General features: G+C 71.6%; 13 protein-coding genes. 8 read left to right on the top strand and 5 right to left on the bottom strand.

Annotated elements, in window-relative coordinates; all coding sequences use genetic code 11:
* The first annotated feature begins 527 nt into the window (after positions 1 to 527).
* Entirely contained in the window at positions 528 to 1373 is an 846-nt protein-coding gene (locus tag TU31_RS03530; protein WP_042148670.1) for a hypothetical protein, read from the top strand.
* A gap of 154 nt (positions 1374 to 1527) precedes the next feature.
* Here the strand turns inward: TU31_RS03530 and TU31_RS03525 are convergent, their stop codons facing one another.
* Positions 1528 to 2031, bottom strand: coding sequence for a MarR family winged helix-turn-helix transcriptional regulator (locus TU31_RS03525; RefSeq protein WP_042148667.1), 504 nt, complete (start codon positions 2029 to 2031; stop codon positions 1528 to 1530).
* Between the two features lie 270 nt (positions 2032 to 2301).
* Here TU31_RS03525 and TU31_RS03520 point away from each other — a divergent pair, with 270 nt between their 5' ends.
* Positions 2302 to 3159, top strand: coding sequence for a lysozyme (locus TU31_RS03520; protein ID WP_042148665.1), 858 nt, complete (start codon positions 2302 to 2304; stop codon positions 3157 to 3159).
* Between the two features lie 64 nt (positions 3160 to 3223).
* On the opposite strand, the gene lon is transcribed toward TU31_RS03520, so the two are convergent.
* Positions 3224 to 5632: an endopeptidase La gene (gene lon / locus TU31_RS03515; RefSeq protein ID WP_042148662.1), complete on the bottom strand. Its 2409-nt coding sequence runs from the start codon at positions 5630 to 5632 to the stop codon at positions 3224 to 3226.
* Positions 5633 to 5834: 202 nt separating this feature from the next.
* The gene (locus TU31_RS03510; RefSeq protein WP_042148659.1) at positions 5835 to 6668 is read right to left on the bottom strand and encodes a pentapeptide repeat-containing protein; all 834 of its coding nucleotides are present in this window, start codon (positions 6666 to 6668) and stop codon (positions 5835 to 5837) included.
* A gap of 172 nt (positions 6669 to 6840) precedes the next feature.
* Here TU31_RS03510 and TU31_RS03505 point away from each other — a divergent pair, with 172 nt between their 5' ends.
* Positions 6841 to 7344: a YfbM family protein gene (locus tag TU31_RS03505; RefSeq protein WP_042148656.1), complete on the top strand. Its 504-nt coding sequence runs from the start codon at positions 6841 to 6843 to the stop codon at positions 7342 to 7344.
* A 78-nt stretch (positions 7345 to 7422) separates the two neighbouring features.
* Positions 7423 to 7977, top strand: a complete 555-nt coding sequence (locus TU31_RS03500; protein WP_042148653.1) for a hypothetical protein — start codon at positions 7423 to 7425, stop codon at positions 7975 to 7977.
* Positions 7978 to 8012: 35 nt separating this feature from the next.
* Here the strand turns inward: TU31_RS03500 and TU31_RS03495 are convergent, their stop codons facing one another.
* Positions 8013 to 8876 (bottom strand): rhomboid-like protein, encoded by an 864-nt coding sequence (locus TU31_RS03495; protein WP_245698388.1) that lies wholly within the window; start codon positions 8874 to 8876, stop codon positions 8013 to 8015.
* 241 nt (positions 8877 to 9117) lie between these two features.
* Here TU31_RS03495 and TU31_RS03490 point away from each other — a divergent pair, with 241 nt between their 5' ends.
* The 4 genes from TU31_RS03490 (at position 9118) to TU31_RS03475 (ending at position 15846) form a co-directional block, all read left to right on the top strand.
* On the top strand, positions 9118 to 9870 hold the full coding sequence (locus TU31_RS03490) for a spermidine synthase family protein (protein WP_042148650.1): 753 nt from the start codon (positions 9118 to 9120) through the stop codon (positions 9868 to 9870).
* 73 nt (positions 9871 to 9943) lie between these two features.
* A complete protein-coding gene (locus TU31_RS03485) occupies positions 9944 to 10684 on the top strand; it encodes a response regulator transcription factor (RefSeq protein WP_042148648.1) in 741 nt (246 codons plus the stop codon).
* On the top strand, positions 10681 to 11805 hold the full coding sequence (locus TU31_RS03480; RefSeq protein ID WP_042148646.1) for a sensor histidine kinase: 1125 nt from the start codon (positions 10681 to 10683) through the stop codon (positions 11803 to 11805). Before TU31_RS03485 ends, TU31_RS03480 begins: the two co-directional genes overlap by 4 nt.
* Positions 11806 to 12042: 237 nt before the next feature.
* Positions 12043 to 15846, top strand: coding sequence for a multifunctional oxoglutarate decarboxylase/oxoglutarate dehydrogenase thiamine pyrophosphate-binding subunit/dihydrolipoyllysine-residue succinyltransferase subunit (locus tag TU31_RS03475; RefSeq protein ID WP_042148643.1), 3804 nt, complete (start codon positions 12043 to 12045; stop codon positions 15844 to 15846).
* A 102-nt stretch (positions 15847 to 15948) separates the two neighbouring features.
* Here the strand turns inward: TU31_RS03475 and fxsT are convergent, their stop codons facing one another.
* Positions 15949 to 18960 (bottom strand): FxSxx-COOH system tetratricopeptide repeat protein, encoded by a 3012-nt coding sequence (fxsT, locus tag TU31_RS03470; protein WP_042148640.1) that lies wholly within the window; start codon positions 18958 to 18960, stop codon positions 15949 to 15951.
* Positions 18961 to 19052 lie beyond the last annotated feature (92 nt).

Here is a 19052-nt window from a genome sequence, read left to right as displayed (position 1 = left end):
ACCGGCCGGTGAACCCGGCTTCCCTGCGCCGCCTCGAAGCCGCATCTTCCGCACCGCTGCTCGCATTCCTGTCTCGCCTGCTCACGCCAAATGGCGTCGCGGACCCGGCTCGCTCTCCGCTCGCGGAGCAGACCTGCGCGAAGACCGCAGCAGCGCACATTCCGCGAAGGGAAACAGCCCGGCTCTGCGCGTCGCGACGAATGTCCGGACCTCACCCCATGATTCGGGCAACGACCATTCCACCGGCGCCGCGCAGTGGCTCGGCAACACATGCCCGGCCACCTGAACGAGTGAACATCACTCGGAGTTTGACCATCAACTTCCGTGCGCCGAAGTTTTCGGCGGCAACCCCGCGCAACCCCCGAACGGGTTTGGAGATGCGTCGCCGTCCTGGAAGGATGCCCGCCCGCACGCCGCCGGCCCGGCGTCCCCTACCGTCGGTAAGCCCCCGCCCCACCCGGACCCCGGCGCCGCCGCGGGCGCCCGCCGACCGGGCCGGAAGCACCACCTCCGGCAGACTTCCGGGTATGCACATCGCACTCGCCACCGAGCCGGGCGACCCCCAACACCCAAACGAGGACTACGCATCGGTAGCCCTGCCGGCTTCCGGCCAGGGCGGAGCTCTGGTCCTGCTGGACGGCGTGACGCCACCCGAGGAGGGCTACGGCTGCGTCCACGGGGTGCCGTGGTTCACCGCGCGGCTCGGTGGCGCAATGCTCGAACTGTCGGTTTCACACCGGGATATGACGCTGACTGAGGCTCTCGCCGCGGCCATCTCCCGGACAGCCGACGGCCACCGGGAATCCTGTGACCTTTCTCACGTCCGCACTCCGCAGGCAACCGTGATCGCCGCACGATGGTCGGGGGTCACCGTCGAGCACCTCGTCCTGTCCGATTCGGTGCTGCTCCTGGAGCGGGCGGACGGCTCGGTGGAGCCGGTGCTCGACACCCGGCTGGACGAACTGCCGCCCGCGGTCCGGGAGCTGCGGGCCGCCGTACGGGCGCTGCCCCGCGGCTCGGCGGAACGGGCCGCGGCGGGCCGGGAGTACGGCCGGGCGGTCGAGGCGCTGCGCAATGCGGAGGGCGGCTTCTTCACGGCGGCCGCCGACCCGTCGGTGGCCGCCCGCGCGGTGACCGGCAGTACCCCGCGCGCCGAGGTCCGCTCCCTGACCGCGCTCAGCGACGGTGCGAGCCGCTGGGTGGAGGTCTTCCGGGAGGGGTCCTGGGCGGACTGTGCGGCTCTGGTGGCCGGGCAGGGCCCGCAGGCGCTGATCGACCGGGTGCGGGCCGCGGAGGCGGCGGACCCGGCGGGCGCGGCGTTTCCGCGCGGCAAGGCACGGGACGATGCGGCGGTGATTTTTGTGGCGCCGTGACAACCACGGACGGGCGGGGCATGTTTTCCCGCCGCGGGGGAACGGCCTCGCGGCGAGCCCCGTCCGGCGGCCACCACGGCCGCGGCCGGCGGCAATGCGGCGCTGTGCCGGTATCCGCGCGGGGTCGCCCAAGACCCTGCGCGGACCCCGCGCCCTACGCCTCGTCGCTCTCCTGCTCCGCGTTCAGCCGGTGCAGCAGACGGGCGAGCTCGGCGACCTCGCCGCGGTCCCAGGAGGCCAGGCGGCGGGCGTACTGGGCGCGGCGGCCGGTGCGGACGCGGGTGAAGCGTTCGCGACCCTCATCGGTGAGGCGCACCAGGACCGCGCGGCCGTCCGCCGGGTCCGGTTCGCGGGCGACGAGGCCGAGCCTTTCCAAGGCGTGCAGCTGGCGGCTCATCGTGGCCTTGCCGACCCCGAAGTAGCCGGCGAGGTCGGTGGCGCGCTGGGCGCCGGCGTCCGCCAGCCGTACGAGGAGGCCGTATGCGGCGGGCTCCAGGTCGGGATGCACCTCTCGTGCCAGTTCGCCGGAAGAGGCCCGGGCACGGCGGAGAAATACCGCCAATTCCCGTTCCAGGGCGAGAAATACGTGGTCCACACCAGTCGGCTCACCATCCGCCGTCGTCCCGTCGGCTCCGGTGTTGTGCACGTCAGCGCCCATTCCCGCGTTTCCTCACCTGAAAGTTTCTGCCGGCGGCGGTCGAAGCCGCAGCTCGGCCAGTATTTCGCAGGATTAGACCAACGGCAGCCCACGGACCCTCTTTTGTCACCTCGGTCTACGCGCGTATCGTCATTTCTGGCATGGCCATACCAAGCGGCCCGGGTGTCCCGCCGCGGCGTCATGCACCTCGCACCTCCGTGTCCGCACGCCTGCGCCATGCCGTCAGCACCTCCCCCCTCAGGTCATCCACCGAGATCTTCGGAGGCACGTATGTCCGTGCTCAGATCCGGCTCCCCCCACCGCCCCGCACGTTCCCTCGCGACCGTGGCCGGGATCCTGCTCACCCTCGTCTCCCTCCTCCTCGGCCTGCCCGGCACCGCCGGCGCCGCGGCCGCGCAGCGCGCACCGGAACCCAGCCACCCCGGACAGGACTGGGCCGGTTCCCAGATCGCCCGGCACGAGGGCACGGCGGCCGGCGGCGCACCGCCGGCCGCCCCGCTCGCCTCCGTCGAAGGGGTGGACGTCAGCAGCCACAACGGCAACGTCGCCTGGTCGACCCTCTGGAACAGCGGCGTCCGCTTCGCCTATGTCAAGGCGACGGAGTCCACCAGCTACACCAACCCCTACTTCGCCCAGCAGTACAACGGCTCCTACAACACCGGGATGATCCGCGGCGCCTACCACTTCGCCACCCCCAACACCTCCAGCGGCGCCGCCCAGGCCAAGTACTTCGCCGACCACGGCGGCGGCTGGTCCAAGGACGGCAAGACGCTGCCCGGCGCACTCGACATGGAGTACAACCCCTACGGCGCGACCTGTTACGGGCTGAGCGCGGCCGGGCTGGTCAACTGGATGAAGGACTGGTTCGCCACCTACAAGGCGCGCACCGGCCGGGACGCCGTCCTCTACACCTCCACCAGCTGGTGGAAACAGTGCACCGGCAACTCCGCCGCCTTCGGCGCCGTCAACCCCCTGTGGATTCCCCGCTACGGCTCCTCGGCCGGTGAACTCCCGGCCGGCTGGGGCTTCCACACCATCTGGCAGTACACCTCGTCCGGCCCGACGGTCGGTGACCACAACCGCTTCAACGGCGCGATGGACCGGCTCCGGGCGCTGGCGAACGGCTAGCGCCCCCGCCCGCGCGACGGCCGGTCCGGCTCCCCCGTGGGAGCCGGACCGGCCGTCGTGGTCGTCACGCCGCGACCGGTACCTCCGGGGCGGCGCCGTTCGACGCCGGTGTCAGGGCCAGCTCCAGCACCTGGCGGACGTCGGCGACCGGGTGGACCTCCAGGGCTTCGAGGATCTCGGCGGGGACATCGTCCAGGTCCGGTTCGTTGCGCTTGGGGATGATGACGGTGCCGATGCCGGCCCGGTGCGCCGCCAGCAGCTTCTGCTTGACGCCGCCGATCGGCAGCACCCGCCCGGTCAGCGAGACCTCACCGGTCATGGCCACATCCGGCCGGACCTGCCGGCCCGACAGCAGCGAGGCCAGCGCCGTCGTCATCGTCACGCCCGCGCTCGGCCCGTCCTTGGGAACGGCGCCCGCCGGTACGTGCAGATGCACACCGCGCTCCTTCAGGTCGGCGACCGGGAGCTCCAGTTCCGCGCCGTGGGAGCGCAGGAACGACAGCGCGATATGCGCGGACTCCTTCATCACCTCACCGAGCTGGCCGGTCAGCTGGAGCCCGGACGCCCCGGTTTCCGGATCGGCGAGCGAGGCCTCCACGTAGAGCACATCGCCGCCGGCGCCGGTAACCGCGAGACCGGTGACCACGCCGGGCACCGCGGTGCGCCGCTCGGCCGGGTCCTGGGCCGACTCGGGGGTGTGGTGCGGCCGCCCGATCAGCGGGCGCAGCTGGTCCGCACCGACCGTGAAGGGCAGCTCCCGCTCCCCCAGTTCGTGCTGTGCGGTGACCTTGCGCAGCAGCCTGGCGACCGCGCGCTCCAGATTCCGGACGCCCGCCTCGTGGGTGTATTCGCCCGCCAGCTTGCGCAGCGCCTCGTCCTCCAGGGTCACCTCGCCGGGCTCCAGACCGGCCCGCTCCAGCTGGCGGGGCAGCAGATGGTCCCGGGCGATGACGACCTTCTCGTCCTCCGTGTAGCCGTCCAGCCGGACCAGCTCCATACGGTCGAGCAGCGGCTCGGGGATGGCTTCGAGGACATTGGCGGTGGCGAGGAAGACCACGTCGCTGAGGTCGAGTTCGACCTCCAGGTAGTGGTCGCGGAAGGTGTGGTTCTGCGCCGGGTCCAGGACCTCCAGGAGGGCGGCGGCCGGGTCGCCCCGGAAGTCGGACCCCACCTTGTCGATCTCGTCGAGGAGGACGACCGGGTTCATGGAACCGGCCTCCTTGACGGCCCGGACGATGCGGCCGGGCAGCGCGCCCACATACGTACGGCGGTGGCCGCGGATCTCCGCCTCGTCCCGGACGCCGCCGAGCGCCACCCGGACGAACTTCCGGCCCATGGCACGGGCGACGGATTCCCCGAGTGAGGTCTTGCCGACCCCGGGCGGGCCGACCAGCGCCAGCACGGCGCCCCCGCGACGGCCGCCCACGAGGCCGAGGCCCCGTTCGGCCCGGCGCTTGCGGACGGCCAGGTATTCGGTGATCCGCTCCTTGACGTCCTCCAGGCCGGAGTGGTCGGCGTCCAGGATCTCCTTGGCGCCGGTGATGTCGTAGGCGTCCTCGGTCCGTTCGTTCCAGGGCAGTTCGAGGACGGTGTCCAGCCAGGTGCGGATCCAGGAGCCCTCGGGGCTCTGGTCGCTGGACCGCTCCAGCTTGTCGACCTCCTTGAGGGCGGCCTTGCGGACGTCCTCGGGCAGGTCTGCGGCCTCGACGCGGGCGCGGTAGTCGTCGCCCTCGTCCTCCGGATCGCCGTTGAGCCCGGCGAGCTCCTTGCGGACCGCCTCCAGCTGCCGCCGCAGCAGGAACTCCCGCTGCTGCTTGTCGACGCCTTCCTGGACGTCCTTGGCGATGGACTCGGCGACGTCCTGCTCGGCGAGGTGTTCGCGCAGCATCTCGGTGGCGAGCTTCAGCCGCGCCACCGGGTCGGTGGTCTCCAGCAGCCGGACCTTCTGTTCGGTGGTCAGGAAGGGCGAGTAGCCGGAGTTGTCGGCGAGCGTCGGCACGTCCTCGATCTGCTGGACGCGGTCGACGACCTGCCAGGCGCCGCGCTTGCGCAGCCAGCTGGTGGCCAGCGCCTTGTATTCCGTGACGAGTTCGGCCACCGCACCGGGCAGCGGATGAGGCACCGTCTCCTCGACGGTCGTGCCCTCCACCCAGAGCGCGGCCCCGGGTCCGGTGGTGCCGGAACCGATCCGCACCCGGCCCAGGCCCCGGATCAGCGCGCCGGGATCGCCGTCGGACAGCCGCCCGACCTGCTCGATCCGCCCGAGCGTGCCGATCGCGGCGTACTTCCCGTCGATGCGGGGCACAAGCAGCACCCGCGGTTTGTTACCCGAGGAGGCGGCAGCCTGGGCGGCCTCCACCGCTGCCCGTACGTCCGCGTCGGACAGGTCCAGCGGCACCACCATGCCGGGGAGCACGACCTCGTCATCGAGGGGCAGCACGGGCAGAGTGAGCGATGTGGACGTCGAAGCCATGATCTCCCCTTCGGCAAGCAAGTTGAGCTTTACTCACTCAATGCGGAGGGGTCGGGAGATGTTCCCCCGGGTGCGTTCGCTGTGAGCGATCAGGGGAGTTGCCGTTTCGGCGGGCCGGGCCGGGCCCGCGGCGGCCGGGCGGGCCGGGCCGGGCTCCTGTTGATCACGGCGCAGCCGGCGGGGCCCGGCCGGTCGCGCCGCGCTACCAGTGGGCGGGGCGGCTCAGGCTCCGCGGCAGCTCGGTCGCGGCATCGCCCTTGGCCGCGTTGAGCTGCGACTGGGTGAGGAAGAGCGCGCCGGTGAGATCGGCACCGGCGAGGTCGGCGGCGCGCAGATCGGCGCCGATCAGGTCCGCCGTGCGCAGATCGGCGCCCTTGAGGTCGGCGGCGATCAAGTAGGCCCCACGGAGGTTGGCGCCCCGGAGGTTGGCGCCCTTGAGGCGGGCCCCCATGAGGTCGGCGCCCCGTCGCTCCTTCTTACGGCCCGGGACCTCGGCCCGTACGAGTTCGCTGGTGCGCAGCAGCAGGGCGTTGACCTCGCCCCGGTGGGCCGGCACATCCAGCTCCATGAGCTCCTCGGCGCTGCCTTGGGTGAGGCGCTCGGTCTTCTCCAGGGCGGCGCGCAGATCGGCGTGGACCGGGCGGGCCGCCGGCCGGGTCAGCGCCTCGGCCAGGTACCAGAGGAGTTCGTGCAGCTGCCGCATGACGGGGAAGACGTCGAACATCTGCCGGGCGGTCCCCGGTACCCGCCGCCAGTCCTGTCCGTCGAAGGTGACCTGGGAGACCTTCTGCCCGGCGCCGAAGCAGTCGAAGACGGTGCAGCCGGTGAAGCCGCGCGGGCGCAGGTCGCTGTGGATGCCGCAGCGGAAGTCCTGCTGAAGGTTCGGGCAGGGCCGGCCGGCGTCCTTGTCGATCGCGAAGTCCGCCGAGGCCGCGAACGGCAACGCGACACAGCACAGACCGAAGCAACTGCCGCAGTCGGATGTCAGGCCGAGGTCGATGACGTCCGGGATCGAGGGCTCGCGCTCTGGGGACAAGGTGGGTGTACTCCTGCGTCGGCGGGCACCGCACTAGGGGGTGCCGGGAGGGGACCGCCATTCTCCCAGGCGCCACAAGGGCCGCCGCGCCCGGCCGGATCCGCTCGCCGCGGCCGGGCACCGCCCCGCCGCCCACCGGGCGTTGTCAGTGGTCGGCCCTAACGTCGGGTCCATGAGCATGATCGGAGAGTACGCACGTGTCACTCCTGCCGAACTCGACCGCGCCCTGGGCGATCCCGAGTGGGCGCTGAAGCTGGTCCAGGGGCGGATGGAGGCGGAGGCCGCCGGTTGCCCGGAGACCGCGCCGACGCGCTGCCTGGACATCGACAAGGCCTGGGACGCCATCGGGTTCCTGCTGCGCCGCGCGGCCTTCCCGGTGGACATCGTCCATGGCGAGCAGGCCGTCCCGGATGCCGACGACTGGGGCTACGGTCCGCCCCGCTACCTCACCCCCGCGCAGGTGCGGACCGCCGCCGAGGCGCTCGCGGAGATACCCGCCGAGCGTCTGACGGCCGGCGCCGGCCCGGCGGACCTGGCCGCGGCGCAGGTCTATCCGGCGATCGTCTGGGAGCGGGGCGAGCCGCTGGACTATGTCTGCGCGCACTACGAGCAGTTGCGGCCGTTCTTCCGCGCGGCGGCGGACGAGGGGGACGGCATGCTCCTCTGGATCGGATAGCGGCGCCCGGTCCGGCACGGCCGTGCGGAAGGCCGCTCGCACCGCCTCACGCCCCGTCATGACTGCTACCTTCACGGCATGTTGCAGCGGATGTCCGGAGTTTTCATCGGCGCACTGTTCGGGACGATCTTCGTGGTCGCCAACGCGCACGACCCGCTGAATCCGGCGATCGGTATCGCCCTCCGGGTGCTCGCGGTGCTCACCTTCGCCGGGCTGCTCACGCTCGCGCTGCGGGCGGGGCGCCGCGGGCAGCCCGTGCCGGACGATCCCGAGGCCCCTCAGGCGGACTGGTTCCGGGGCAAGTTCGCGTTCGTCGTGGGGGCCGAGGCGGCGCTGCTGATCGGCGGCAATCTCGCACTGCGGGCGGCGGGCGCCCCCGAGCAGACCGCGGTGGCCTGGATCGCGCTGATCGTCGGCCTGCACTTCATCGCGCTGATGGCGGTCTGGAAGCGGCGCAGCATCGCCGTCCCCGGTGCCGCACTGACCGCGCTCGGCGCGATCGGCCTGGGCATGGCGGCCACCTCCGCCGTGGCGTGGGTGCCGTTCGTCAGCGGTGTGCTCTCCGGTGTGGCGCTCCTGGGCGGCTGCGGCTACGCCATCACCCACACCTACCGGTCGACGGCGCGGCCGTAGGGCCTGCCCCGGACCGGCCGGGGCGCGCGGAACGCTCAGTACATCCGCGCGCCCCGCAGGGCGGGATGACCCAGGTCGCCGAGGAGCGGTGCGGGTGCGGCGCGACGGGTGCGCCAGCGGCGCAGCAGCGGCCAGCTCGCCACGCCCAGGGCGAGCGAGAGCAGATGCCCCCAGTCGGACAGCGGGTCGACATAGGCGTACAAATCCGTCAGCGCCAGATAGCCGACGCCGGCCAGCAGCAGCCGGCCCGGCCAGGCCGGCAGCAGCCCGGCCAGGGCTCCGGTGCAGGTCATCACGCCGAAGCTGATGCCGTAGTCGAGGCGGTGCAACGAGCTCTCCGGCAGCCCGCCGGCGGCGACCGAGAAGGCGACGGGGAGTTCGGTGGCGAGGGTGGCGAGCACATGGCCGCCGAAGAAGACCGCGACGGCGGCCCGCGCGCCGATCCGCCGCTCCAGCGCCGTCAGCACGAAGAGGAAGGCGAGGGCGTAGCCGGAGGTCACCCCGCCGGCGATCCACAGGGCGCTGGCGATCAGCACCACCAGCGGCGCCTGGGCGAGATGAACGACATCGGTGCTGGAGCCGCGCAACAGCTCGGAGACCAGCCCCGGGTCGGCGTACTCGGCGAACAGCGAGGTGGCCGCGAGGAGGACCGCGTAGCCGAAGGTGAAGGGGGTGCCGACGGGGGTGGGCAGCAGCCGCCAGGGCCGCCAACGCACCGCCGCGGCAGGGGCGTTCGGCCCCTCTTCGGCGGAGGCCCGGGCTCCGGCCTCCCCGCCCCCGCGCTGCCGGGGGATACCGGGCAGCAGACCCGGTGTCCCGGCCGGGCCGGTGTCCGGTCCGGCGTCGGCGACCGGCCCGCGACCGGTCCGTATCCTCTCGGCGGTTCCCAGCCAGCTCACAGTCCGAGGCCCCTTCCGTCCTGGCGCATCCGGTGAGCCACGCCCGTGTCCCTCGGCCGTGAATCTCTGCCCTGTCCTACGTCCCGGACCACCCTGCACGCTCAACCCATGAAGAACCTGTGAGAGTGAGATCCGTCACACGGGGCAACCCCTGGCAGGTGCTTCACGTCCGGGCAGACGACGGGGGAACGCGTCTCCAAAGCGTTGGACCGGCGCACCCCGTATTGGCCACCATGGCGCCATGGCTCCCGTGACACCGACGCAGGCAAGGACCGGCGCCCCCGAGGCCCCGCGCACGCTCGACCGCCGCGAGGGCCCGTACGGCGAGGTGGTACTGCGGCAGCGGGGCGGGCCCGGCACCGACGGCCCCGGCACCCCCGCGGCACCGGTGATCTACGAGATCATCGCCAACGGCTGCTTCCTGATGGACACCTCCGACGGCCGGTCCGAGCGGCTGCTGATCGACGCCGCGCTGGACGCGCTGCCGGCCGGCCGCGCCCACCCCTCCGTCCTGATCGGCGGCCTCGGTGTCGGCTTCTCCCTGGCCCGCGCCGCCCGGCAGCCGCGCTGGGGCCGGATCGTCGTCGTCGAGCGCGAGGAGGCGGTCATCGACTGGCACCGCACCGGCCCGCTGTCGGCCGTCTCGGCGGACGCGCTGGCCGATCCACGCACCGGGATCCTGCACACCGACCTGGTCGCCCACCTGCGCACGGAGGCGGTCCGGGACACCTACGACGCCCTGTGCCTGGACATCGACAACGGCCCCGACTGGACCGTCACCGAGGACAACGACAGCCTCTACTCCCCCGACGGACTCGCCGCCTGCCGCGACCGTCTGACCCCCGGCGGAGTGCTCGCCGTCTGGTCCGCGCAGCCCTCACCGGCCTTCGAGGAAGCACTGCGAAATGCCGGTTTCAGCGGGGTACATACGGAAGAGATCCCCGTTGTCCGAGGCGTCCCGGACGTGGTCCATCTCGCGCGGAAGGGCGCGTAGCCGACAGTCACACCATGCCCGTACGCTGCTGCCCAGCAAGACGCGACCACGCAGGGACATGCAGGGGCGGGCGATGGACCAGACTCAGACAACGCAGGGCGGCGCCGCCGCGGCCACGCCGGGTGCCCAGCGCCGGGTGCTGGTCGTGGAGGACGACCCCACGATCGTCGAGGCCATCGCGGCCCGGCTGCGCGCCGAGGGCTTCCAGGTGCAGACGGCCACCGACGGCCCGGCCGCCGTGGACACCGCCGAGGCCTGGCAGCCCGATCTGCTGGTCCTCGATGTGATGCTGCCGGGCTTCGACGGCCTGGAGGTGTGCCGCCGGGTCCAGGCCCAGCGTCCGGTGCCGGTGATGATGCTCACCGCCCGGGACGACGAGACCGACATGCTGGTGGGCCTCGGCGTCGGCGCCGACGACTACATGACCAAGCCGTTCTCGATGCGGGAGCTGGCCGCCCGGGTGCACGTGCTGCTGCGCCGGGTCGAGCGCGCCGCACTGGCCGCGCACACCCCGCGCAGCGGCATCCTCCGGCTGGGCGAGCTGGAGATCGACCACGCCCAGCGCCGGGTGCGGGTGCGCGGCGCGGACGTCCATCTGACGCCCACCGAGTTCGATCTGCTGGTCTGCCTGGCGAACACCCCGCGCGCGGTGCTCTCCCGTGAGCAGCTGCTGGCCGAGGTGTGGGACTGGGCCGACGCCTCCGGCACCCGTACGGTCGACAGCCACATCAAGGCGCTGCGCCGCAAGATCGGCGCCGAGCGGATCCGCACCGTCCACGGCGTCGGCTACGCCCTGGAGACCCCGGCCGCATGACGCGGTCGCCACGCACCCGTCTGACCGAGCTGTGGCAGCGCGTCTGGGAGGGGCTGCGCCCGCTGGACCCGTACCGCTCCGTCAAGGCCGCACTCGGGGCGCTGGTCAGCGTCTCGGTGATCATCACCACCCTGCTGGTGTTCGTCGCGATGCACTCGGCGACCGAGCTGCGGGTGATCACGATCTTCTCGATCATCGCCTCGCTGCTGATCACCCAGTTCGTGGCCAACAGCCTGACCGCCCCGCTCGACGAGATGACGGATGTCACCCGGTCGATGGCGCACGGTAACTACAGCCGCCGGGTCCGCTCGGAGCGCCGCGACGAGTTCGGCGACCTGGCGAACGCCTTCAACCGGATGGCGGCCGATCTGGAAGCGGTGGACACCCACCGCAAGGAGCTGGTCGCCAATGTCTCGCACGAGCTGCGCACCCCCATCGCCGCGCTCCGGGCCGTCCTGGAGAACGTCGTCGACGGCGTCTGCGAGCCGGACCCGGAGACGATGCGTACGGCGCTGAAGCAGACCGAGCGGCTGGGCCGGCTGGTCGAGCACCTCTTGGACCTGTCCCGGCTGGACAACGGGGTGGTGCCGCTGCACGCCCGCCGCTTCGAGGTCTGGCCGTATCTGTCCGGGGTGCTCAAGGAGGCCAACATGAGCCGGGGCGCCGCCACGCTGGCCGGGGTGGCCGGCTCCGGCACCCACACCCGTACGGACGTCCATCTGCACCTCGACGTCTCGCCGCCGGAGCTGACCGCGCACGCGGACGCCGAGCGGCTGCACCAGGTCGTGGCCAATCTCATCGACAACGCGATCAAGCACAGCCCCCGGCACGGCCGGGTCACCGTGCACGCACGGCGGGGCGAGGGGCCGCAGAGCCTGGTGCTGGAGGTGCAGGACGAGGGCCCCGGCATCCCCGAGGCGGAGCGCTACCGGGTCTTCGAGCGGTTCAACCGCGGCGGCCCGGCCCCCTCGGGCCCCGGCAGCGACGGCGGTACGGGCCTGGGCCTGGCGATCGCCCGCTGGGCGGTGGATCTGCACGGCGGACGCATCGGCGTCGCGGAATCGTCCCGCGGTTGCCGGATCCGCGTCACTCTTCCGGGGCTGGAGTCAGCTCGAAGCTGACGGCCGCTGACGTAGGGTCGGTGGTGGAAGCACTCCCCCGCGGGTGTGGTGGTGATCACTCCTACCCGCACAGAGGCAAACTTCGTGTGTTTCCCGCCAAGTCATGCCCCGAAACCCGGCCGGGAATGTGACGTACACGACGAGTGCCCCTCCCGGCCTGCACCAAGGGTCACAACAGGCGTAGCCTTTATTCCCGCTGTCCACCACCTTAGGAAGCGGAAGAGGGCGGTTGCCGCCGTGTCGCTACAGTCCCCCAACAGCTCGAGCATCTCGACCGACCAAGAGGGGCAGGGTAAGAACCCTGCTGCTGCGTTCGGTCCCAATGAGTGGCTCGTCGACGAGATCTACCAGCAGTACCTCCAGGACCCGAACTCGGTAGACCGAGCCTGGTGGGACTTCTTCGCTGACTACAAGCCGGGCGGTGCCACCGCGCCGGGCCAGGCGGCGGAGGGTGCTGCCCCCGCTCCGGCCGCCCCGGCGCAGTCGGCCGCGCCCGCAGCCGAGCCGAAGCCGGCCGCCGCCGCGCCGGCCACCCCGGCGAAGCCCGCCGCGAGCGCTCCGGCACCGGCGAAGGCCGCTCCGGCGAAGGCCGCTCCGGCGAAGGCCGAGCCCGCGAAGGCCGCTCCGGCCGAGCCCGCCGCGAAGCCGGCCGCCGAGGAGGGCTCGGCTCCGGCCGGTCCCGAGTTCATCACCCTGCGCGGCCCCTCGGCCGCCGTTGCGAAGAACATGAACGCCTCCCTGGAGCTGCCGACGGCCACGTCCGTCCGCGCGGTCCCGGTGAAGCTGCTCTTCGACAACCGCATCGTGATCAACAACCACCTCAAGCGCGCCCGCGGTGGGAAGGTCTCCTTCACCCACCTCATCGGGTACGCGATGGTGCAGGCCCTCAAGGCCATGCCGTCGATGAACCACTCCTTCGCGGAGAAGAACGGCAAGCCGACGCTGGTCAAGCCCGAGCACGTGAACCTCGGTCTCGCCATCGACCTGGTGAAGCCGAACGGTGACCGCCAGCTCGTCGTCGCCGCCATCAAGAAGGCCGAGACGCTGACCTTCTTCGAGTTCTGGCAGGCCTACGAGGACATCGTCCGCCGGGCCCGCGACAACAAGCTGACGATGGACGACTTCACCGGAGTCACCGCGTCGCTGACGAACCCGGGCGGCATCGGCACCGTGCACTCCGTGCCCCGCCTGATGCCCGGCCAGTCCATGATCATGGGCGTCGGCGCGATGGACTACCCCGCGGAGTTCCAGGGCACCTCCCAGGACGCCCTGAACAAGCTGGGTGTCTCCAAGGTCATGACGCTGACCAGCACCTATGACCACCGGGTGATCCAGGGCGCCGCCTCCGGCGAGTTCCTGCGGATCATGAGCCAGCTGCTGCTCGGCGAGAACGAGTTCTTCGACGACATCTTCAAGTCGCTGCGGATCCCCTACGAGCCGGTCCGCTGGCTCAAGGACATCGACGCCTCGCACGACGACGACGTCACCAAGGCCGCCCGGGTCTTCGAGCTGATCCACTCCTACCGGGTCCGCGGCCACGTCATGGCCGACACCGACCCGCTGGAGTACCACCAGCGCAAGCACCCCGACCTCGACATCACCGAGCACGGGCTCACCCTGTGGGACCTGGAGCGCGAGTTCGCGGTCGGCGGCTTCTCCGGCAAGTCCATGATGAAGCTGCGCGACATCCTGGGCGTGCTGCGTGACTCGTACTGCCGCACCACCGGCATCGAGTTCATGCACATCCAGGACCCCAAGCAGCGCAAGTGGATCCAGGACCGGGTCGAGCGCTCGCACAAGTCGCCCGAGCGCGAGGAGCAGCTGCGCATCCTGCGCCGGCTGAACTCCGCCGAGGCCTTCGAGACGTTCCTCCAGACGAAGTACGTCGGCCAGAAGCGCTTCTCGCTGGAGGGCGGCGAGTCCGTCATCCCGCTGCTGGACGCGGTCATCGACTCCGCGGCCGAGTCGCGCCTCGACGAGGTCGTCATCGGCATGGCCCACCGCGGCCGCCTCAACGTCCTGGCGAACATCGTCGGCAAGTCGTACGCGCAGATCTTCCGCGAGTTCGAGGGCAACCTCGACCCGAAGTCGATGCACGGCTCCGGCGACGTGAAGTACCACCTGGGCGCCGAGGGCACCTTCACCGGTCTGGACGGCGAGCAGATCAAGGTCTCGCTGACCGCCAACCCCTCCCACCTGGAGGCCGTTGACCCGGTCGTCGAGGGTGTCGCGCGCGCCAAGCAGGACATCATCAACAAGGGCGGCACGGACTTCACGGTCCTGCCGATCCAGCTGCACGGTGACGCGGCGTTCGCCGGCCAGGGCGTGGTCGCCGAGACGCTGAACATGTCGCAGCTGCGCGGCTACCGCACCGGCGGCACGGTGCACGTGGTCATCAACAACCAGGTCGGCTTCACCGCCGCCCCGGAGTCGTCGCGTTCGTCCATGTACGCCACCGACGTGGCCCGCATGATCGAGGCGCCGATCTTCCACGTCAACGGCGACGACCCCGAGGCCGTCGTCCGCGTTGCCCGTCTGGCCTTCGAGTTCCGCCAGGCGTTCAACAAGGACGTCGTCATCGACCTGATCTGCTACCGCCGCCGCGGTCACAACGAGTCGGACAACCCGGCCTTCACCCAGCCGCTGATGTACGACCTGATCGACAAGAAGCGCTCGGTGCGCAAGCTCTACACCGAGTCCCTCATCGGTCGTGGCGACATCACGCTGGAAGAGGCCGAGCAGGCGCTCCAGGACTTCCAGGGCCAGCTGGAGAAGGTCTTCACCGAGGTCCGCGACGCCACGACGGCCCCGGTGGCCCCCGAGGTGCCGCAGCCCAAGGCCGAGTTCCCGGTCTACGTGGACACCGCGATCTCCCAGGAGGTCGTCAAGCGGATCGCCGAGTCCCAGGTCAACATCCCCGAGCGGGTCACCGTCCACCCGCGTCTGATGCCGCAGCTCCAGCGCCGCGCGGCCCAGGTCGAGGACAACGCCATCGACTGGGGCATGGGCGAGACCCTGGCCGTCGGCTCGCTGCTGATGGAGGGCACCCCGGTCCGGCTCGCCGGCCAGGACTCCCGCCGTGGCACCTTCGGCCAGCGGCACGCGGTGCTCATCGACCGGGAGACCGGCGACGACTACACGCCGCTGCTCTACCTCTCCGAGGACCAGGCCCGCTTCAACGTCTACGACTCGCTGCTCAGCGAGTACGCGGCGATGGGCTTCGAGTACGGCTACTCCCTGGCCCGCCCGGAGGCGCTGGTCATGTGGGAGGCGCAGTTCGGTGACTTCGTCAACGGCGCCCAGACGGTCGTCGACGAGTTCATCTCCTCGGCGGAGCAGAAGTGGGGCCAGACGTCCGGCGTCACCCTGCTGCTCCCGCACGGCTACGAGGGCCAGGGCCCGGACCACTCCTCGGCCCGTATCGAGCGGTTCCTCCAGCTGTGCGCGCAGAACAACATGACGGTCGCCATGCCGACCCTGCCGTCGAACTACTTCCACCTGCTGCGCTGGCAGGTCCACAACCCGCACCACAAGCCGCTGGTCGTCTTCACCCCGAAGTCGATGCTGCGTCTGAAGGCCGCGGCGTCGCGGACGGATGAGTTCACGTCGGGCGGCTTCCGCCCCGTCATCGGCGACTCCACGGTCAAGCCCGAGGATGTCCGCAAGGTCATCTTCTGCTCCGGCAAGGTCTACTACGACCTGGAGGCCGAGCGGGAGAAGCGCGGTGCAAACGACACCGCGATCGTCCGTATCGAGCGGCTCTACCCGCTTCCCGGCAAGGAGCTCCAGGCGGAGATCGCCAAGTTCCCGAACGCCGAGAAGTACCTGTGGACCCAGGAAGAACCGGCGAACCAGGGTGCCTGGCCGTTCCTCGGCCTCAACCTGATCGACCACCTCGACCTGGCCGTCGGCGCCGATGTCCCGCACGGCGAGCGGCTGCGCCGGATCTCCCGGCCGCACTCCTCGTCGCCGGCCGTCGGCTCCGCCAAGCGTCACCAGGCAGAGCAGGCGCAGCTGGTCGCGGAGGCCTTCGACGCGTAAGCGTCCGGGCCGCCGGAGAACCGGCAGGCACCAGCGGAAGGGCCCGTCCCCGGTGGGGGCGGGCCCTTCCGCATGCGTGGGGCGAAGTCCCCTCGTCAGGTCCTAGACGGGCTGCGGTTCGAAGTCCCAGTACGGGCGGCGGCGGCGCCGGGCGGACAGGGTGTGCGGATGCTCGGCGCCCAGGGTCTCGGAGAGCTGCTGGATCGCCTCCTGTTCGAGCTTCGCCGCCTCCTGGCCGCGGCGGAGCGCCCGCAGGTCCTCGGACAGCGCGGTCTTCGCGGAGAGGGTCAGCGGATGGGTGTCCCCCAGCCTCGCCTTGGCCCGCTCCAGGGTGTCGCGGCCCAGCTCCACCGCGCCCTCCTCGTCGTCCACCCGGTTGCGGGCCGCGGCGGCGTTCAGCGCACAGCCCAGCGTCCAGGGGTGGCCGGGCCCCATGGCCTCGGCCATCCCGCTCAGCGCGCGTTCGGCGAGGTCCAGCGCGTCGGCCGGGTCCCCGAACTCCCCCCGGACCAGCCCGACGTTCCCCAGGGTGCCGACGGTGTACGGATGGCGCTCGCCGGCCAGGGCCCGGTAACGCTCGGCGACCTCCTCCGCGAGGTCGCGGGCGTGCCCGAGATCGCCGTGCTCCCGCAGGAAGGTGGCATGGTCCGCGCGCACCATCAGCGTCTCGGGGTGGCGGGGCCCGAGCACCCGGCGGGAGCGCTCGACGAGATCGGCCAGCAGGGTGGCGGCCCGGGTGACCTCGCCGGAGCGGCGCAGGCACAGCGCGAGATTGTGCTCGGCGCGCAGGGTCTGCGGGGTGTGCGCGCCCATCACCTGGAGGTGCAGCCGGGCGTTGAGCTCCTGGCTGGAGGTGGCGTCGCGGTAACGGCCGAGCAGGCGCAGGGTGCGGGCGTAGGCGGTGCCCGCGTTGAGCGTGAGGTGGTGGCGGGCGCGCAGCTCGCGCTCCCGGAAGGACAGCACCTCGCGATGGGTGACCAGCGCCTCCTCGTACCGGCCGAGCAGCGCCAGGACACTGCCGAGGTTGTGCCGCGAGGAGAGGGTGCGGGGTGCCTCCGGGCCGAGCAGCTCGGTGTAGGCCCGCCAGACGGCGTCGAAGAGGTCGTAGGCCTGCTCGTAGGAGCCCAGCGCGATCAGCGTGCCGGCCAGCCCGTCCTGGGCCCGCAGCAGATCGGCGTCGGAGGGGTCCCGTTCGGCGGCGAGCTGGTCGACGACGGCGCTGCCGACCGCCTCGGCCTCGCGGTAGCGGCCGAGCCGGCGCAGCATGTTGGCGTGCTGGTGGGTGAGGACGAGCATGGTGCGCTGGGTGGCCGCGAGGCGGGTGCGCCAGCGGGACATGAACTGTTCGCACAGCCGCAGGCCCATGCGGTATTCGCCGCGGACCCGCAGATATTCCACGCAGTTCAGCAGCAGCTGCTGGACCGCGGGCTCGGGGCTGTCGAGGACGCCGGCCGGCTCCAGATGCGGGATGAGTTCGGCGTAGCGCTCCCAGTAGCGGGTGTCGGCGGGGTTCTGCGGGTCGGCGGTGACCAGCACCCGGCAGGCGCACGCCGACATCAGGTCGCGCTCGTCCTCGGTCATGTCGCTGCGCAGGAACCGGTGGTAGAGCCGGTGCATCAGCGCGGTCTCCACGGCCGGGTCGGCGTCCTGGGAGACCTGGTAGTCGAGGCGTACGGCGGTGGACTCGGTCAGCCGGCGCAGCGCGGTGTTCCAGCTGATCGGCTCGGCGGCCAGGTCGGCGAGGTGCTCGGGCAGGTCACCGCGGCGGGCCCGGGCGAGCATCGGCACGGGGATGGTGTCCGGGGCGAAGAACGCGAACAGCTTGAGGAGTTCGACCGCGGCCGGGCTGCGTTCGCGCAGCGTGTTGAGAGTTATGGCCCAGCTCGTCTGGAAGGCCATGGGGTAGTCGGAGGAGATCCGGATGCCGACGAGGCTGGGCTCGCCGCGGCGGATCAGCTCGATGTACTCCTTGGGGGCCATCGGGTTGGCGTCGAGCCAGGCGGCGGTCTGGGCGAGCAGCAGCGGCAGGTCCTGGACCGCCTCGGAGAGCAGATCGGCCTCCATCGGCGTCAGCCGTGGGGCACGCCGCCGCGCGTAGGCGACGCTCTCGACGCGCTCAAAGGGCGGCACCTCGATCTCCTGTGCGCTGCCGGAGCCCGACCAGTCGCGGGTCAGGGTGGTGATCAGGACATGGCCACGGCCGTCGGGGACCAGGTCCTCGATCGACTCCATGTCGTCGGCGCTGTCGAAGATCAGCAGCCAGCGGCGGTAGGGGCGGCCGACGCGCAGCGCTTCGTGGACGGCGCGGATGCGGTCGCCCAGCTCGCGGCCCACGGGCAGGCCGAGCCGGGTGGCGAGTTCGGCGAGCTGCTCACGGGCGGCGCCGCGGTTGGTGGCGCTGATCCACCACACCACGTCGTAGTCGTTGCCGAAGCGGTGGGCGTATTCGGCGGCGATCTGGCTCTTGCCGACGCCGGAGGTGCCGTACAGCGCGAGCCGGGTCTCCAGCGGCGGGCCCGCGCCCGCGCCGGAGCCGGCCAGCTTGCCGTGCAGCGCTTCGAGGACGTGGTCGCGGCCGGTGAAGCGGTTGTTGCGGCGCGGGATGTTCCACACCTCGGGCGGGTTGTTCGGGAAGCGGGGCGCGCCGGGCGCGTCCTCGTCCACGGCCCGGCCCGGCGCCGCGATGCCGAGCCGTTGCAGTACCCGGCGGTTGGCCTCGTGGGCGTCCAGGTCACGCAGGTCGACGGGGCGCAGCAGGGAGGCCGTGGCGGGCAGGCTCTGGGTGGCCACGCTCACCGCGGCGAACCGGTCGGCGTGCGCGGAGACCACCTCGCGCAGCGCGGCCGTCCACTCGTCCTGCGTCTTGGGGCCCAGCCGGAAATACCAGTCGTCCAGCACCATCAGCAGCCGGCCCTCGGCCTCCAGCAGCCCCGACAGCTCCTCCACCAGCGCGGTGTCCACCTGGGGGTCCCAGCGCAGCATGGTCGTGCCGTGGCCCTGCTGCTCCAGCTGATGGGAGATCCAGGCGGCCCAGGGCCGGGTGAAGCCCGCGTAGCTGATGGTGATGTGTTCGTTGGAGCCGGTGGGACCGGAAAAATGGGCCTGATCGACCATGCGACCGTCTCCCTGGGATGCGGTGGTGCGCGCGCGGAGAGGCTGTCTCATCAGGCACGCCCTGGCTTTTTGGCACGATAGCCCAAGTGTCC

It is taken from the genome of Streptomyces lydicamycinicus (assembly GCF_000829715.2).
GTDB lineage: Bacteria > Actinomycetota > Actinomycetes > Streptomycetales > Streptomycetaceae > Streptomyces > Streptomyces lydicamycinicus.
This window is presented reverse-complemented; position numbering and strand designations above follow the sequence as displayed.

What these genes read in the sequence shown, in the direction of transcription:
- TU31_RS03530 (WP_042148670.1), top strand. Translation starts at nt 528, where the DNA reads ATGCACATCGCACTCGCCACCGAGCCGGGCGACCCCCAACACCCAAAC.
- TU31_RS03525 (WP_042148667.1), bottom strand. Translation starts at nt 2,031, where the DNA reads ATGGGCGCTGACGTGCACAACACCGGAGCCGACGGGACGACGGCGGAT.
- TU31_RS03520 (WP_042148665.1), top strand. Translation starts at nt 2,302, where the DNA reads ATGTCCGTGCTCAGATCCGGCTCCCCCCACCGCCCCGCACGTTCCCTC.
- lon (WP_042148662.1), bottom strand. Translation starts at nt 5,632, where the DNA reads ATGGCTTCGACGTCCACATCGCTCACTCTGCCCGTGCTGCCCCTCGAT.
- TU31_RS03505 (WP_042148656.1), top strand. Translation starts at nt 6,841, where the DNA reads ATGAGCATGATCGGAGAGTACGCACGTGTCACTCCTGCCGAACTCGAC.
- TU31_RS03500 (WP_042148653.1), top strand. Translation starts at nt 7,423, where the DNA reads ATGTTGCAGCGGATGTCCGGAGTTTTCATCGGCGCACTGTTCGGGACG.
- TU31_RS03490 (WP_042148650.1), top strand. Translation starts at nt 9,118, where the DNA reads ATGGCTCCCGTGACACCGACGCAGGCAAGGACCGGCGCCCCCGAGGCC.
- TU31_RS03485 (WP_042148648.1), top strand. Translation starts at nt 9,944, where the DNA reads ATGGACCAGACTCAGACAACGCAGGGCGGCGCCGCCGCGGCCACGCCG.
- TU31_RS03480 (WP_042148646.1), top strand. Translation starts at nt 10,681, where the DNA reads ATGACGCGGTCGCCACGCACCCGTCTGACCGAGCTGTGGCAGCGCGTC.
- fxsT (WP_042148640.1), bottom strand. Translation starts at nt 18,960, where the DNA reads ATGGTCGATCAGGCCCATTTTTCCGGTCCCACCGGCTCCAACGAACAC.